The 15,688-nt window shown below is 63.1% G+C and carries 14 protein-coding genes and 1 tRNA gene; 9 read left to right on the top strand and 6 right to left on the bottom strand.

From position 1 onward, the window contains the following. Positions 1 to 638 precede the first annotated feature (638 nt). Positions 639 to 1,943: a transposase gene (locus KIT02_RS12080; protein WP_297578027.1), complete on the top strand. Its 1,305-nt coding sequence runs from the start codon at positions 639 to 641 to the stop codon at positions 1,941 to 1,943. A gap of 474 nt (positions 1,944 to 2,417) precedes the next feature. Here the strand turns inward: KIT02_RS12080 and argC are convergent, their stop codons facing one another. Next, positions 2,418 to 3,371 (bottom strand): N-acetyl-gamma-glutamyl-phosphate reductase, encoded by a 954-nt coding sequence (argC, locus tag KIT02_RS12075; RefSeq protein ID WP_297578025.1) that lies wholly within the window; start codon positions 3,369 to 3,371, stop codon positions 2,418 to 2,420. 162 nt (positions 3,372 to 3,533) lie between these two features. Between argC and deoD the strand changes: the two genes are divergently transcribed. Genes deoD through KIT02_RS12060 form a run of 3 tightly spaced genes read left to right on the top strand, consistent with a single transcriptional unit; the run spans position 3,534 to position 5,048 of the window. Beyond that, a complete protein-coding gene (gene deoD / locus KIT02_RS12070) occupies positions 3,534 to 4,247 on the top strand; it encodes a purine-nucleoside phosphorylase (protein WP_297578023.1) in 714 nt (237 codons plus the stop codon). A gap of 50 nt (positions 4,248 to 4,297) precedes the next feature. Beyond that, positions 4,298 to 4,684, top strand: a complete 387-nt coding sequence (locus tag KIT02_RS12065; protein WP_297578021.1) for a hypothetical protein — start codon at positions 4,298 to 4,300, stop codon at positions 4,682 to 4,684. Between the two features lie 7 nt (positions 4,685 to 4,691). Continuing rightward, entirely contained in the window at positions 4,692 to 5,048 is a 357-nt protein-coding gene (locus KIT02_RS12060; protein WP_297585261.1) for a DUF1304 domain-containing protein, read from the top strand. A 120-nt stretch (positions 5,049 to 5,168) separates the two neighbouring features. Here the strand turns inward: KIT02_RS12060 and KIT02_RS12055 are convergent, their stop codons facing one another. Next, complete coding sequence (locus tag KIT02_RS12055; RefSeq protein ID WP_297578020.1) at positions 5,169 to 6,560, bottom strand: M20/M25/M40 family metallo-hydrolase; 1,392 nt, start codon at positions 6,558 to 6,560, stop codon at positions 5,169 to 5,171. A gap of 147 nt (positions 6,561 to 6,707) precedes the next feature. Between KIT02_RS12055 and KIT02_RS12050 the strand changes: the two genes are divergently transcribed. Further along, positions 6,708 to 7,475: a FadR/GntR family transcriptional regulator gene (locus KIT02_RS12050; RefSeq protein ID WP_297578018.1), complete on the top strand. Its 768-nt coding sequence runs from the start codon at positions 6,708 to 6,710 to the stop codon at positions 7,473 to 7,475. Positions 7,476 to 7,701: 226 nt separating this feature from the next. Here the strand turns inward: KIT02_RS12050 and KIT02_RS12045 are convergent, their stop codons facing one another. From KIT02_RS12045 to araD, 3 genes are read right to left on the bottom strand one after another with little or no spacing between them, the layout of a single operon-like run. After that, entirely contained in the window at positions 7,702 to 8,412 is a 711-nt protein-coding gene (locus tag KIT02_RS12045; protein ID WP_297578016.1) for a ribonuclease activity regulator RraA, read from the bottom strand. 11 nt (positions 8,413 to 8,423) lie between these two features. Next, on the bottom strand, positions 8,424 to 9,323 hold the full coding sequence (locus tag KIT02_RS12040) for a dihydrodipicolinate synthase family protein (protein WP_297585259.1): 900 nt from the start codon (positions 9,321 to 9,323) through the stop codon (positions 8,424 to 8,426). A gap of 12 nt (positions 9,324 to 9,335) precedes the next feature. Beyond that, the gene (gene araD / locus KIT02_RS12035) at positions 9,336 to 11,078 is read right to left on the bottom strand and encodes an L-arabinonate dehydratase (protein WP_297578014.1); all 1,743 of its coding nucleotides are present in this window, start codon (positions 11,076 to 11,078) and stop codon (positions 9,336 to 9,338) included. Between the two features lie 224 nt (positions 11,079 to 11,302). Here araD and KIT02_RS12030 point away from each other — a divergent pair, with 224 nt between their 5' ends. The 4 genes from KIT02_RS12030 (at position 11,303) to KIT02_RS12015 (ending at position 15,520) form a co-directional block, all read left to right on the top strand. Further along, positions 11,303 to 12,343: an ABC transporter substrate-binding protein gene (locus tag KIT02_RS12030; RefSeq protein WP_297578012.1), complete on the top strand. Its 1,041-nt coding sequence runs from the start codon at positions 11,303 to 11,305 to the stop codon at positions 12,341 to 12,343. A 68-nt stretch (positions 12,344 to 12,411) separates the two neighbouring features. Then, on the top strand, positions 12,412 to 12,831 hold the full coding sequence (locus tag KIT02_RS12025) for a tripartite tricarboxylate transporter TctB family protein (protein ID WP_297578010.1): 420 nt from the start codon (positions 12,412 to 12,414) through the stop codon (positions 12,829 to 12,831). An 18-nt stretch (positions 12,832 to 12,849) separates the two neighbouring features. Next, on the top strand, positions 12,850 to 14,361 hold the full coding sequence (locus KIT02_RS12020; RefSeq protein WP_297578008.1) for a tripartite tricarboxylate transporter permease: 1,512 nt from the start codon (positions 12,850 to 12,852) through the stop codon (positions 14,359 to 14,361). 127 nt (positions 14,362 to 14,488) lie between these two features. Beyond that, the gene (locus KIT02_RS12015) at positions 14,489 to 15,520 is read left to right on the top strand and encodes a LacI family DNA-binding transcriptional regulator (protein WP_297578006.1); all 1,032 of its coding nucleotides are present in this window, start codon (positions 14,489 to 14,491) and stop codon (positions 15,518 to 15,520) included. Between the two features lie 66 nt (positions 15,521 to 15,586). On the opposite strand, the gene KIT02_RS12010 is transcribed toward KIT02_RS12015, so the two are convergent. Beyond that, a tRNA-Ala gene (locus tag KIT02_RS12010) sits at positions 15,587 to 15,662 on the bottom strand. Positions 15,663 to 15,688 lie beyond the last annotated feature (26 nt).

Below are 15,688 nucleotides of genomic sequence, written 5' to 3'. Positions count from 1 at the left end.
TTGGAAAAATCGGTCCGGCCTGAGGCCGCGTTCTCGGTCTTCCAAACAAGAGCGCAACATCCGCAGACCATCGCAAAATTCTTCGTCTAAGATCACACGATGCGTAGCAAGTCGCCATCGAAAAGCCCCCGGAAACCTGGGATCCAAACGTTACACGCACGACTGATGATGTGCCCTGACCTTCGAAGGGTTGTGTCCCACCCAGACGCAATGATTTGAATGACTTAGCTGCCACCCTTTGCTTTTAAGGGAGTGAATCGGCTCTGTAGCAAGCCATGAGGGGGAAGACGCAGTTCGGCTCTGCACCGGCACATGAATGCCCGTTTGCCCCGCCGTTGATCCCCGCAGGGCATTGTTGAGCACAGTCGAAACGCCAAGGGGCGCCCTATGGTAAGCGGGCACAGCTCCATGGCGGGTGCCGGCCCTATTGCGGTCATTTGACAAAGCTTTGTAATTTCACAGAAGCTGCCGTCGACGACGATCGTTTGCTCGTTCTTGGATTCTAACCGGCCTGGATGGGCCGTCAGTGCAAGTTATCCGCCTGATGGGACTTGCTATCTCTGCGACCGCTGCTCGACCAGGACAAACCCGTGCCTTTAACAACCGACGACCTGAGAAGGCTTGCACGTGGAGAGCCGGTGCCGCTGCCACCGGAACTCTTTCGCTCGCCCGAGCCTAGGCTTTGGCAGGACGACAGGGATCTGCGACGGGCAGTCGACTGGTTGAAGAGCTATATTGGCGACGATTGGGAACGTCGCCGCATCGCTGCATTTGTCCGGCTTCACGCTTCGGCCATCGGGGACAATAGCGGTGACGAGAAAGGACGGTTCTTCGACCCTACGGATATGTTCGGATGGTATCTTTTCCAAGCAGAGGCAGTGCTTGACCACTTATGGAACTCCGAACCCATGTATGCTTCACGCATTGTTCCCGTCCTGCGCGAAATTGGCCGATCTTTGCCCCTGCTCCTTGATGTGCCCGGCTTAGAAAGTCGCGTCAGACGACTTGTCGGTCCTGAGCGAAAGCAACCCAACGGCGGGATGTTCGAATTGTTAGTTGCCGCAGCATACCGACGGCGCGGTGCAGCCGTGGCCTTCAAGGAAGAGCCTCGAGGGGAAAAGGCGCATGACTTGGACGTCACTCTGGAAGGTGTGACTTACGCAATAGAATGCAAGCGGATGGAAACGAGCGAATACGGCGAGGCCGAGCGCATGCGGATGCGTCATTTATGGTATCCTGCATCGGACCTAATGGCCAGTTTGGGACGAAGCGTTTTCGGCAACGTCGACTTCAAGGTTCCACTGTCTGACGTTCCCGACCGCTACCTCATCGATAAGGCTCGTGACTGGCTCGATTCGAGCAATCCCTCCCTTCTTTGGCAGGACGAAATGGCAGTCGGTGTGATCGGCGATCTTGACTTAGAGCCCCTGCAAACAGCGCTTGAAGATAATGAAATCCTTGCTGCTGGAACCTTGGTCATAAAGCTTCTAACCGGCCGCTACCGTCGACACGAAAGTCACCTGCAAGCCATCAAGTTTAGCGTCGACGGTTCGCCCCGCTATATGAGCAAATGCGATCAGGCATTGATCCTGCGATGGAAATGCTCGGCGGAAGCATCGGTGAACGCCAAGGCAAAAGACGTCGTCGCAAAACTCTCTCAGGCTCTGGACCAGCTTCCCAAGGACAGGCCTGGGATCATTCATGTGGGACTAGAAGCGGTCGAGGGAGACGCTTCTGAAGCAGCAAGGATAGAGCGGATACTCAAGAGCCTGAAACGCTTTGATCCAAGGGGCAAGCCATTGGAATTTGTGTACGTACATTACTTCATTCCCGATAGTCCGCCGGAAGCGGCCTTTGATTTCGAGGAGCGAGTGGACTGGCAGCGCATTACCGGAACAAGAAAGCGCCCTCTGCAGCCGGAAACCCTGATCACCTTCCCTTAAGTGGGCGGAGCGGGTCACCATGTTGACGGTGGTACAGCAGGCAGCCATTGGCGAGAAGGTCCCGGTGGCTTTTCTTCCTTCAGATCCTGAGACCTCCTGGTCTGCTACCAGCCTCGAATATGGCAAGCGACCTATGTCAGCTTTTTACTTAACTCCGCCAGCACCAGACCGTCCGCTCCCCACCCCATATCGGCCGGTACCGGATCCGGGGGAGGTGACAAGTCCAAGGTGGGCCTGGTCATCCGGTGGAGTCACCCCCTCCCTAGTTTCGCTAAGGCCTGAAGGCCTAGTGCACTACCCTCCCCTCAAGGGGGAGGGTGTAGGCGGGGAAGGGCGAGGGTGCGAGTAGGTCGAAGAGTGGTGAGGCGCGCGCGGGGAGCGGGCGCGCTCAGTCTTTGATGGGTTGCGGTTTCGATCGCCGGGGGGACGCAAGGGGAGAAAAGTGGTGTCCACTTTTCTTCAAAACCGCTGCCGTTACCCCTCGAGGCTTTCGCGGGGGTTGACGCCGAGCATGATGTTGAGGTTCTGCACGGCGGCGCCGGAGGCGCCTTTGCCCAGATTGTCGTAGACGGCGCAGATGACGGCCTGGTTGGCGGCGTCATTGGCAAAGACATGCAGGGTCAGCGTATTGGTGCCGTTATGGGCCTGCGGGTCGAGCGCCGGGGTTTTGGCCAGGGTCTCGTCGTAGGGGGCGACGCGGACAAAACTGTCGGGTATGGCGGCGTAAAAATCGCTCAGGGCCGCGTGCAGGTCCTTGCCGGTGGGGATTTCGGCGGACATGTCGGTGTGAATGGGCAGGCTCGTGGTCATGCCCTGGGCGAAATTGCCGACCACCGGCTCGAACAGCGGGGCGCGGCCGAGTTTTGCGTAATGGGCCATTTCCGGCAGGTGCTTGTGCTTGAACGTGAGGCCATAGGGCATGAACTGGCTGGCCTTGTCGCCCTCGGCCACATAATCCTCGATCATCTGGCGGCCGCCGCCGGAATAGCCGGAAATGCCGTGATAGGAGAGCGGGTAATCGCCCGGCAAAAGCCGCGCCTCGACCAGCGGCCTTGCGGCGGCGATCAGGCCCTGCGGCCAGCAGCCGGGATTGGCGACATAGCGCGCCTTGGCGATCTCGGCGGTCTGTTCGGCATCCATTTCGGCAAAGCCATAGGCCCAGCCATCGGCCACGCGATGGGCGGTGGAGGCATCGATGACGCGGGTCGTGTCATTCTCGATCAGCCGCACGCTTTCCTTTGCCGCGTCGTCGGGCAGGCACAGGATGGCCACATCGGCGGCATTGAGCAGGCGCTTGCGCTCGTCCTGATCCTTGCGCTTGTCCTGGGCGATGGAGATGACCTCGAGATCACGCCGGCCGGCCAGACGCTCGCGGATCTGCAGGCCCGTGGTTCCGGCTTCGCCATCGATGAAAATCTTCGCGACCATGGTGTTCCTGCCTCCTGCTTGCGGCGGGCCGTAAATGGGGCCCAGGGGGATTTGCGTCAAGACCATAGTGCATGATCGGGGCAAAGGGTTCCCAGGCCGGGATTGTCAGGACAGGGTGGGAGTGGCAATGATTTGACCAAATGGACAAAAACGGAGAGGGACATGACCACGCCGCACAATCACGCCAAGCCCGGAGACTATGCCGAGGCCGTGCTGCTGCCGGGCGACCCGCTGCGCGCCAAATGGATCGCCGAAACGTTTTTCGAGGCGCCGCGCCTGGTCAATTCGGTGCGCAATTGCCTTGGCTATACCGGCACCTGGAAGGGCAGGCCGGTTTCGGTACAGGCCTCGGGCATGGGCCAGCCGTCGCTGTCGATCTATGTGCATGAGCTGATCAACACGTTCGGGGTGAAATCGCTGATCCGCGTCGGCACCTGTGGCGGGCTCAATGCCAAGGTCAAGGTGCGCGACGTGGTGCTGGCGCAGGGGGCGACCACGGACAGCTCCATCGTCAAGGGCCGGTTCGGGCCCTATAATTTCGCCCCGATCGCCGATTTCGGGCTGTTGCGGTCGGCCGCCGACAAGGCCGATGCCAAGGGGCTGAAATTCCATGCCGGCAATATGCTGAGTTCGGACATTTTCTATCATGCCGATGGCTTTGCCGGTTACGACAAGCTGCCCGATCACGGGGTGATTGCGGTGGAAATGGAAGCGGCGGCGCTCTACACGCTGGCGGCGCGGTTCGGGGTCAGGGCGCTGACCATCTGCACCATGACCGATTGCCTCGTCACCCATGAGGAGATCGATGCGGAGGCCCGCCAGACCTCGCTCAAGGACATGGTCGAATTGGCGCTGGACGTGGCGGTGGAGGCCTGACGCGGCTGGCGGGCCTGCCCGGCGCGTGCCAATGTGGGCGAGGAGGAACGATGATGCGATCCATGCTGACCCTGATGCTCGCGGCCCTGCTGGTGATGCCGGCAGCGGCGGCGCCGCCCGACATGTCCGGCCTCAGCGCGGCGGAACAGGATGGGCTGCTGCACGAATTGGTCTGGGCCAATGTCGCGGGGGTCAATTGCCCCGATCACATGAGCACCGACTCGGAATGGCGCTTCGTGGTCGATGCCGCCGACCAGCTGGCCGAGCATCTGGGGCTCGATACTGGCGCCTATGACGACGACTATTACAAGCCGGCCTTCGACGCGATCGATGATGATCCATCCTTCTGCGCCGTCGAGGGGCCGAAAATTCTGCCGCTGATCGACCGGCTGGTCGAGATGGGCGGCCGCGTCGACAAATACAAGATCAGAGGTTGAGATGGCCATCATTGCCATGATCCTGGTGGGGCTGGTGGCCCTGCTGCATGTCTATATCATGCTGCTCGAAGTGCTTTGGTGGGACAGCCCGCGCGGGCACAAGGCCTTTGGGCTGAGCCCCGATTTTGCCCGCGCCACCAAGGTGCTGGCGGCCAATCAGGGGGTCTATAACGGCTTTCTGGCGGCGGGCCTCGTCTGGGGGCTGGTGCATCCCGATCCGGCCGTGGCCTGGCAGATCCAGCTGTTCTTCCTCGCCTGCGTGGCGGTGGCCGGGATTTTTGGCGCCGTGACGTCGAGCCGGAAAATCCTCTTCATCCAGACGGTGCCGGCGGTGATCGCAATCATCGCGGTGTGGCTGGTTTAGTCGGAATCCGGCGCTGCCCTCGGACTTGATCCGAGGGCCACTATGATTGGATTTGCGGGACGTGGCCCTCGGGTCACGCCCGAGGGCAGCATTGTGCAAGCGAGGGCAACGTTGCGCCCTTCAGCCTTGTGCCAAAGCGCCGAGGACGCGTACCCAGCTGCGGATGCCGCGGTGGTAGCTTTCGAGGTCGTATTTCTCGTTGGGCGAGTGAATCTGGTCGTCGACATGGGCGAAGCCGATGAGCAGGGTGTCGAGCCCCAGGATGCGCTTGAAATCGCCGACCACGGGAATGGAGCCGCCGGCGCCGGTGATCACCGCCTGCTTGCCCCATTCATGGGTGAGGCCATCGAGCGCCTGGCGCAGGAGCGCGCCATCGGCGGGCACGGTGATGGCCGGGGAGCCGCCATGGGGGGTGAACTTTACCGTCACGTCGGCGGGCAGCATGGCCTCGACATGGGCACGGAAGGCGGCGCGGATCTTTTCGGGGTCCTGGCCCGAGACGAGGCGGAAGGAAATCTTGGCGCTGGCCCGGGCGGGAATGACGGTCTTGAAACCGTCGCCGGTATAGCCGCCGCTCATGCCGTTGATCTCGCAGGTGGGGCGGGCCCAGAGCTGCTCGAGCACGGAGCGGCCCTGTTCGCCGGCGGGAACCGACAGGTCGACATCGCCCAGGAACGCCTTTTCGTCGAAGCCGAGCCCCTGCCACTGGGCGCGCAGTTCGGGGGAGATTTCGGCGACGTCGTCGTAGAAACCCTTGAGGGTGACCGAGCCATCGGCAGCGCGGAGGCTGGCGATGATCTCGGCCAGGAGCTGGTTGGGATTGCGCGCGGCATTGCCGAACATGCCGGAATGCAGGTCCTTGTCGGCGGCGATGATCTCGATCTCCTCGGCGACAAGGCCCCGCAGCATGGTGGTGATCGAGGGCGTCTGGCGGTCCCACATGTCGGTGTCGCAGACCAGCGCGATATCGGCCTTGAGCTCTTCGGCATTGGCCTTCATGAAGGGCGGCAGGTTCTTGCCGCCGCTTTCCTCCTCGCCTTCCAGCATCAGCGAGACGCGGACGGGGAGCGCGCCGGTGGCCTCCTTCCAGGCGCGGCAGGCCTCGATGAAGGTCAGCATCTGGCCTTTGTCGTCGGAGGCGCCGCGCGCCACGATGACCTTGCGGCCGGCCTTTTCGACGATCTGCGGCTCGAAAGGATCGGAGTGCCAGAGATTGAGCGGATCGACGGGCTGGACGTCATAATGGGCATAGAACAGGACATGGGGGCCCGCCTGTTCGGGACCATGCGCGACCACGACAGGGTGGCCCGGCGTGGGGCGGGCGGAGGCGGCAAAGCCCAGGCTGTTCAGTTCGGCGGCGATCCAGTCGGCGGCCTTCCGGCATTCTGCGGCATAGGCCGGATCGGTGGAAATTGACTTTATGCGGAGAAGGTGAAACAGCCGGTCGAGGCTTTGGTCCAGACCCTTGTCCACGGCGGCAAGCACGGTATCGATGGTCTGGGTGCTGGTCATGGTGGCATGGTCCTTTGATCCGAATCCTCAATTGAGGGGAACATGGCGCGGCCGATGCCCGGCTGTCCAGCCTTGTGCTGGCGCGTTATTGTCATACTAATGGACCTGTGATTTGGTCGCCCTATCCGGCGGCCCGGGGGGAACGGCATGGACAAATCCGGCATACGCACACGTCACTCCGGCGATCTCATCGCCGCGCTGTCCGGGCGCAATCCGGCGCGCAACCTGCATTCCGACGTGCTGTGGGAAATGGGTTTCGCCATCGTCTCGGGCCAGTATGCGGAGGGCGCCATCCTGCCCTCGGACAGCGAATTGCTCGACCGCTTCGGGGTGTCCCGCACGGTGTTGCGCGAGGCGCTCAAGACCCTGGCGGCCAAGGGGCTGATCGAGGCCCGGGCCCGCATCGGCACGCGGGTGCTGCCGCGCAACCGCTGGAACCTCTTCGATGCCGACGTCCTGGCCTGGCATTTCGAACTCGGCCCGGATGTGCGGTTCCTGCGCAGCCTTGCCGAGGTGCGGATCGGCATCGAGATCGAGGCCGCGGCGCTGGCGGCCGAACGGCGCAGCGACGAAGAGGCCGAGCGGCTGATCGCGGCGGTCGAGCGCATGGCCGGGGCCGAAAGCCCGGCGGATTTTGCCCGCTTCGATCTCGACTTCCACAAGGTGGTGGCCGAAGCCTCGGGCAATCCGTTCATGGCCTCGATCAGCGCCCTGGTCGAAATGGCGCTGACCGCTGCCTTCACCATTTCCTCGCCGGTCAACGAGCCCGAAGCGCTGATCGAAACCGTCGGCGTGCACCGGCGCATTGCCGAGGCCATCCGCGATCGCGACCCCGCCGGGGCCCGCGCCGCCATGCGCGATGCCATTGCACAGGGTTTTGACCGCGCAGCCGGGCGCATGGGCAAGCCGGGCTGATCACGGGCTTGCTCAAGAGCAAGTCACCGCAGAACTGACCTTGCGAGAGGCGCTTTTGCCTTCTGCTCTGCGGCAGAAGCGGGATTGTAGAGGCGGGGCCGGAAACACCCCCACCCAGCTTTGCTACGGCCCTGCGGGCCGAGCGCCGCTACCTCCCCCATCAAGGGGGAGGTGGGGTGCCTGGAGACGAGATCAGTTCACAGGTGAGACGCTCTTGGGTGGCAGATCAGCGCCCGTTCTGTTTGCGCCAGGCCTCGAATTCGCCGGTGAATTCGTCTTTGGTTTTCGGATAAAGGCCGATGACGGGGGTGCCGGATTTGACCTTTTCGACCACGAAATCCTCATAGGCGGTCATTTCCACGGCCTCGTCGGCCACCTCCGCGGCGATGGCCGCTGGGATGACGATGACGCAATCTTCGTCACCGACGAGGATGTCGCCGGGGAAAACCGCGACGTCGCCGCAGCCGATGGGCACATTGAGGTCGAGCGCTTCGTGCAGGGTGAGATTGGTGGGGCTGGACGGGCGGCTGTGATAGGCGGGAATATCGAGCCCGCCAATGGTCGCCGCATCGCGGAAGCCGCCATCGGTGACCACGCCGGCCACGCCGCGCACCATGAGGCGGGTCACCAGAATATCGCCGGCCGAAGCGGCGCGGGGGTCCTTGCGGCTATCCATGACCAGGATATGCCCGGCAGGACAGGATTCCACGGCGACGCGCTGGGGATGCTCGGGATTGCGGAATTCGGCCAGCTGGTTGCGATCCTCGCGGGCGGGGATGTAGCGCAGGGTATAGGCCGGGCCGACCATGTTGACGCCCTTGGCCCGCACCGGATGCACGCCCTGGATGACCTGATTGCGCAGGCCGCGCTTGAACAGGGCCGTGGCCAGGGTGGCTACCGAAACGGTGAGAAGCTTGTCGCGCAGCGCGGTGTCCATCGGAAAGGTCCTTAAGTCAGCTTGTTCTGGGCGATGAAGGCGTCGAGCTTGGCCTGCTGGGCGCCGGTCAGGGGCCAGGCCGAGGGTGGGCGCGTCGGCCCGCAATCGCGGCCCAGCGCCAGGAGCGCGGCCTTGACGCCGGTGACATTGGTGCCGTTCATTTCCTCGGCGCGGATTTCCTCGAACGCCTTCATGCCGGCGATGAGCGCATTGGCTTCGGCATAATTGCCCGCTTCGAGCGCCGCATGGATGGCCAATGAGCGTTCGGGCCAGACATTGATGAGGCCCGAGGTGAAGCCGCGCGCGCCAACCGCGTAGAATGCGGGGGCCCAGATTTCGGCCAGGCCGCCGACCCAGACCAGATCCGGGTCGCAGGCCGCCCTGGCTTCGGCAAGTTTTAGCGGATTGGGCGTGGCCCATTTAATGCCCTTGACCTGGGGCAGGGCGCAGAGATCGGCAATGGCTTTGGTGCCGATGGCGTCATTGCGCAGATAGAGCATCATCGGCAGGCCGCCCGAGGCGTCGGCAACAGCCTTCAGGTAGTCGAGAATGCCGCGCGGCGAGACGAAGGGATCGGGCGGCTGGTGCACCATGAGCGCGGTGGCGCCTGCCTCGGCCGAAATTCTGGCGAGCGCGGTGGCATCGCGCACGCCCCGGCCGATACCGGCCAGGACCGGGGCCCGTCCGTCGACCAGCCGGACCACGTCGCGCACCATGATCGCGGCTTCCTCGGTGGTCAGGGCATAAAATTCGCCGGTATTGCCATTGACCACCGGCATGTGCAGGCCCGCCCCAAGCGCCCGATCGAGAATGGGAGCAAGCTTTTGCGGGGCGACATCGCCTTTTTCGTCATAGGGCGTGACCAGGATGCCGGAAATGCCGGTCAGGGCCTGTTCGAGGGTGAGGGCCATCATGAGTGTTTCCTAGAAAATGTCGGGTTCGCCGGCGGCCTGGCCGAAATTGCGTTCGAGAAAATCGAAGTCACAGCCCTTGTCGGCCTGGGTGACGTGCTTGGAATACATCCAGCCCCAGCCGCGCTCGAAGCGCGGGGCGGGGGGCTGCCAGGCGGCCCGGCGCCGATCGATTTCGGCCTCGGCCACCAGCATGTCGAGCCGCCGGTTGGGCAGGTCGAGGCGGACAATGTCGCCGGTCTTGAGCAGTGCCAGGGGGCCGCCCACAAAGCTTTCGGGGGCGACATGCAGCACGCAGGCGCCATAGGAGGTGCCGGACATGCGCGCATCGGAAATGCGCAGCATGTCGCGATGGCCCTGCTTGATCAGCGCCTTGGGTATGGGCAGCATGCCCCATTCGGGCATGCCCGGACCGCCCTGGGGCCCGGCATTGCGCAGGACCAGGACATGATCGGGCGTCACGTCGAGATTTTCATCGTCGATGGCCTTCTTCATCTCCGGATAGGAGTCAAAGACCAGCGCCGGTCCTTCATGGACATAGTATTTCGGATCGCAGGCGGCTGGCTTGATGATGGCGCCATCCGGGCAGAGATTGCCACGCAAAACCGCCAGCGAGCCCTCGTGATAAACCGGGTTCGAAAGTGGGCGGATGACATCGTCGTTATAGACGACCGCCTCGGCGATATTGTCGCCGAGCGTCTTGCCATTGGCGGTGATGGCTGAGGTATCGAGACGATCGGCGATCTGTTTTTCGAGGGCCAGCAACCCGCCGGCGAAGTAGAAATCCTCCATCAGATACTCCTTGCCCGAGGGGCGGACATTGGCGAGCAGCGGGGTGTCGCGGCCCAGGGCGTCGAGATCGTCGAGCGACATGTCGACACCGGCGCGGCGGGCCATGGCGATCAGATGCACCACCGCATTGGTCGAGCAGCCGGTGGCCATGGCGACAATGGCGGCATTGCGCACCGAGGCGGCGGTGACGATGCGGTTCGGGGTCAGGTCTTCCCAGACCATGTCGACCACGCGGCGGCCGCAATCGGCCGACATGCGGCTATGGGCGGAATCCACGGCCGGAATGGACGAGGCGCCCGGCAGGGTCAGGCCCATGGCATCGGTGATGGCCGTCATGGTGGAGGCGGTGCCCATGGTCATGCAGACACCCGCCGAGCGGGCAATGCCGCCCTGCAGGCCACGCCACTGGTCATCCGAGACATTGCCGGCGCGCCGCTCGTCCCAGTATTTCCAGGCGTCGGAGCCCGAGCCCAGCGATTTGCCGGCATAATTGCCCCGCAGCATGGGGCCGGCGGGCAGGTAGATCATGGGCACGCCGGCGGTTATCCCGCCCATGACGAGGCCCGGCGTGGTCTTGTCGCAGCCGCCCATCAGCACCACGCCGTCGAGCGGGTGGGAGCGGATCATTTCCTCCGCTTCCATGGCCAGAAGGTTGCGATAGAGCATGGAAGTCGGCTTGGTGAAGCTCTCGTCCACCGACAGGGTCGGCAGTTCCACCGGGAAGCCGCCGGCCGCGAGGACACCGCGTTTGACCGCCGCGACCCGCTCGGGGAAATGGCTGTGGCAGGAATTGAGCTCGGACCAGGTATTGAGAATGCCGATCACGGGCTTGCCCATGAAGTCGTCCTCGGAATAGCCCAGCTGCATCATGCGGGAGCGATGACCGAAGCTGCGCAGGTCATCGGGCGCAAACCACCGGGCTGACCGCAATTCGGCGGCTTTCTTGCGGACTTTCGGGTCCATTGGCTCCTCCATTTGCGGTCATTGTGTATGCGTATACATCAAGCCCTGTCAACTGGCACGCCTTTATGACAGGCTTGGATTTTGTGGCGTCTTGACAGCGGCAAGCAAGTTGCGCGACATATGTGTATGCGCATACATTGCGTAATCGCAACGGCCGGATCGCGAGGACGATCCGCCGTTCAGTTCGATTGCCGCCTTGTCGCGGCTAGGGAGGATCAGAAACGATGAACCGTCGTACGCTTCTTGCTGCCTTTGGCGCAGCGCTACTCGTATCCACGCCGCTTGCCGCACAGGCCCAGAACCTGCCCGGCAATATCCGCATGGTGATTGGCTCGACCTCGACCGGTGGCGACACCTACCAGAACTCGGCCATCGTCGCCGAAGCGCTGGCCGCGCATCTGGGCATCAATATCAAGGTCGACCCGGTGGGCACCAGCGAGGGCCTCAAGGCGCTCGACCGCGACAGCCGCGGCACCACGATCATGCTGCATCACGACCAGATCTACCTGTCCTATCTCTATGGCGTGCCGGGCAATGACGATCCGTTTGCCAACTACGTCGTGGGTCCGACCGTCGCCATCAATCCCGGCGACAGCTTCCTCGTGCCGGCCGACTCGCCCTATCAGAGCATGGATGACATCCTGACTGCGGCAGCCGAGGGCACGCAGATCCGCGTCGCCATCCAGCCCGGCGGCGTGTCCGAGATTGGCTTCACCGCCATGCGCAATGCGGCAAAGGTGCGCGCGCCCGGCTCGGAAGAGAATATCGTGGCGGTCAATACCGGCTCGCAGGCCGACAAGAACCAGGCCATGTGGGATGACCTGGCCGATGTGATCAACGGCTCGATCCAGGCCAATGAGCAGTTCACCCAATTGCCGGCCGACGATCCCAAGGCCATGCGCTTCGTGTGGATCACCGCCCGTCCGGCAACGCTGGAACAGGCGCCTGAAGCGGGCATGGGCGCAACGACGCGGGCCGACTTCATGCAGTTTGCAAGCCCGGCCACCAGCGTCACCCTGGACGGCAGCGAAGACTTCGTGTTCGACAAGGAATTCTTCCTGCTGTTCAACAAGGACATGGACCCGGCCCTGATGGACGCCATCGACACCGCGCTCGAGGAAGTCTATGCCGCCGGCGAGATCCAGAAGCGCCAGGCCGAGGCCTTCTTCATCCCCAACTATCTGCCGCGCGCCGAGGCCCTGGAGCACCTGAGCGCCAAGAGCGAGCGGATCGGGGGCATCATCGAAGACCTCAAGGCCGAATAGGCCGCATGTCTCCGGGCCCGGCGGTTATTCCGCCGGGCTCTTTCCAATGACAAGCAGGGATATTGGTCATGGGTGAATGGACCCGTGTGAAGGTCGATTTCGCGACTTCGCATCTCATCTTCCCGACACTGATTGGCATCGTGCTGATCGTGCTGGGGGCGGCAATCCTGATCACGCAGCGCCGCGCAGTGCTGGGATCGGGTGCCATGTGGCGCGAGACCTTTGCGCGCATGGACAAGGCGCGCTTTCTGGGTGGGCTGGGCCTGACCGTGCTCTATTTCCTGCTCATGGTGCCGGTGGGCGACATCTGGCCCAATACCGGCATGGGCTTTCTGCTCTGTTCCATCCCCTTCGTCGCGCTGACCGGCATCCTGTTCATGCACAGCCGGACCCTGGGCAACATCATTCCCGTGCTGATCATTGCCGTCGCCGGCCCGCTGCTGGTGTGGTGGCTGTTCAGCGATATCTTCTATCTCACCCTGCCCTGAGCCGGAGAGGATCAGACCATGGACTTCCTCTCGCTCATCTCCCCGCTCTTTGTGATGCTGGCCATCGGCGGCACGCTGGTCGGCATCATCTTCGGCGCCATTCCCGGCATGACCGCGACCATGGCGGTGGCGATCTGCCTGCCGCTGACCTATTCGCTGGGGCTCGAAAACGGCCTCGCTTTGCTGCTCGGTCTTTATGTCGGCGGCATTTCCGGCGGTCTGGTGCCGGCGATCCTGCTCGGCATTCCCGGAACACCCTCCTCGATCACCACCTGTTTTGACGGCTATCCCATGGCCCAGCGCGGCGAGGGCGAGAAGGCGCTGCGCATCGGCATTATCGCCTCGCTGGTGGGCGGCCTGATTTCGCTGGCAGCGCTCTATTTCTTCGCGCCGGCGCTGGCCGACTTCGCCATCCGCTTTTCCTATGTCGAGAAATTTCTCATCATCCTGTTCGCGCTGACCGTCATGGCGGCACTGTCGAGCAATATGCTGCTCGGCATCTTTTCGGGGTTTCTCGGCATCTTTGTCAGCCTGATCGGGGTCTATGACGTCACCGATGGCGGCAACGGGCATTTCCGGCTCATTCCGCCGGGCACCGATTACTGGCTCGACGGCGGCTTTTCACTGCTGCCGGTCCTGATCGGCCTCTTCGGGCTGACGGCCATTCTCGATGAGGCCGAAAAGGGCATGCCCAAGGGCATGTCGCTCGACCAGATCAAGGTCGGCGCCCATTCGCGCTTTTCGTTCTCGGTGTTCAAGGGACAGGTGCTGAACCTGGTGCGGTCCTCGGGCATCGGCACCTTTGTCGGCATCCTGCCCGGCGTCGGCGGCTCGGCCGCTTCCATCCTCTCCTATACCGCGGCCAAGACCACGTCCAAGCATCCCGAACGCTTCGGCAAGGGTGAGCCGGGCGGCATCATGGCCTCGGAGGCCGGCAATAACGGGCTGACCGGGGGTGCGCTGGTGCCGCTGCTATCGCTGGGCATTCCCGGCGACAGCACCACGGCGCTGCTGATCGGTGCCTTTGCCCTGCAGGGGATACAGGTCGGCCCGCTGTTCATCGGCAATAACGGGGATACCTGGAACGCCATGATCGTGGCGATGATCGTGGCGAACCTGGCCATGTTCGTGATGATGTATTTTGCCATCCGCTGGTTCGCCATGGTGGTAGCGGTGCCCAAGCACATCCTCTACCCGATCATCCTGATGATGTGCGTCATCGGCGCCTATACCATCAATTACGGCATCATGTTCGATGTCTGGACCCTGCTGATCTTCGGCGTCTTCGGCTGGCTCGCCACCAAGCTGAAACTCGAAATCGCGCCCTTCATCATCGGTTTCATCCTGGGGCCCTCGGCCGAGATCTATTTCGTCAAGAGCCTGGAATCCTTCGGCGATTTGACCATCTTCTTCACCAAGAGCCCGATCGCGGTCGTGCTCTGGGTCCTGATCATCGGCTCGGTCGCCATCTCGGTCCTCATGGCGCGGCGCTCCCGGCAGCAAGCGGCCGGAGAGCCACCCTTGGCGTGATTGGGGGCATCCGCTAGAGCCCTCGTTCTGACTAGATCAGAACAAGGGCTCTAAGTTGTTGAATGGTCACGTTTTCGAACCAGAAAAGTGGTATCCACTTTTCTTGAAAACGCTCTAAGAGCATGCCATGGCAAACAAAACCCGAGATCACGGTCAATTAAAGCGCGGTGGCGGCGTCACCATGGCCGAAGTCGGGCGCCTGGCCGGGGTGTCGCAGGTGACGGTGTCGCGGGCGCTGTCTTCGCCCGGAAAAGTGTCGCGCGAGACGCTGGAGCGCATCCAGGACGCCATTGCCCGCACCGGCTATGTGCCCAATGCCGTGGCCGGGGCGCTGGCTTCCAACAAGTCCAACCTGATCGCGGCGCTCGTCCCCTCGGTGACCAATATTGTCTATTCGAGCGTGCTGCATGCCTTTTCGGAGATCATGTGGGACCGGGGCTATCAGATCATGCTGTCCGAGACCGGATTCGAGCTCGAGCGTGAGGAAAAGGCCATCGCCACGCACCTGTCGCGCCGGCCCGACGCGATCCTACTGACCGGGGTGCGCCATTCACCGGCGGCCCGGCGCATGTTGCACAATGCCGGCATTCCGGTGGTGGAAATCTGGGATGTTTCGGACACGCCGGTGGATTGCTGCGTGGGCTTTTCACACCTTGAGGCGGGGCGCGCGGCGGCCGATTTCGCCTTTGGCGCCGGCTATGCCCATGCCGCCACCATCACCGCCGGGGACGAGCGCGCCGTGCGCCGGCGCAATGCATTTGCCGGCCGGTTCGAGCAATTGACCGGCACCAGGGTCTTGCCGGTGGATTTCTCGGCTCCCGCGACGCTGGGGCTCGGGCGCGAGGCTCTGGGGCAGCTGCTCGAGCGGCAGCTGCCGCCCGGCTCGGTTATCTTTTGCAGCTCGGACCAGTTCGCCCAGGGCGCTTTGGTGGAGGCCTCGGCGCGGGGGCTGTCAATACCCGGGGATGTCGCCGTGATCGGGTTCGGCGACCAGGAATTTGCCGCCAGCACCGCCCCGGCGCTGACCAGCGTGCGCATCGACCGGCAGGTGCTCGGACAGACCGCCGCCAATGCCCTGCTCAGCCGCTTCGCCGCCAGTCCCGAGCCGGCCATGGTGCACGACATCGGCTTTGAGATCATCCGTCGCCAATCCGCCTGACCGGCACGAACCGTCTGGATGCGCCTGATTGGCGCGGATCACGGTGGTGGAAATGGCGATGGGGATTGGTGGAGCTGAGCGGGATCGAACCGCTGACCTCGTCATTGCGAACGACGCGCTCTCCCAACTGAGCTACAGCCCCTCACCAAGGCGGTATATGGACAAAAT

Origin of the sequence: Devosia sp., assembly GCF_025809055.1 — a bacterium.
Taxonomy (GTDB): domain Bacteria; phylum Pseudomonadota; class Alphaproteobacteria; order Rhizobiales; family Devosiaceae; genus Devosia.
Note: the sequence above shows the minus strand (reverse complement) of the source record. Positions and strands in the feature narration are given on the sequence as shown.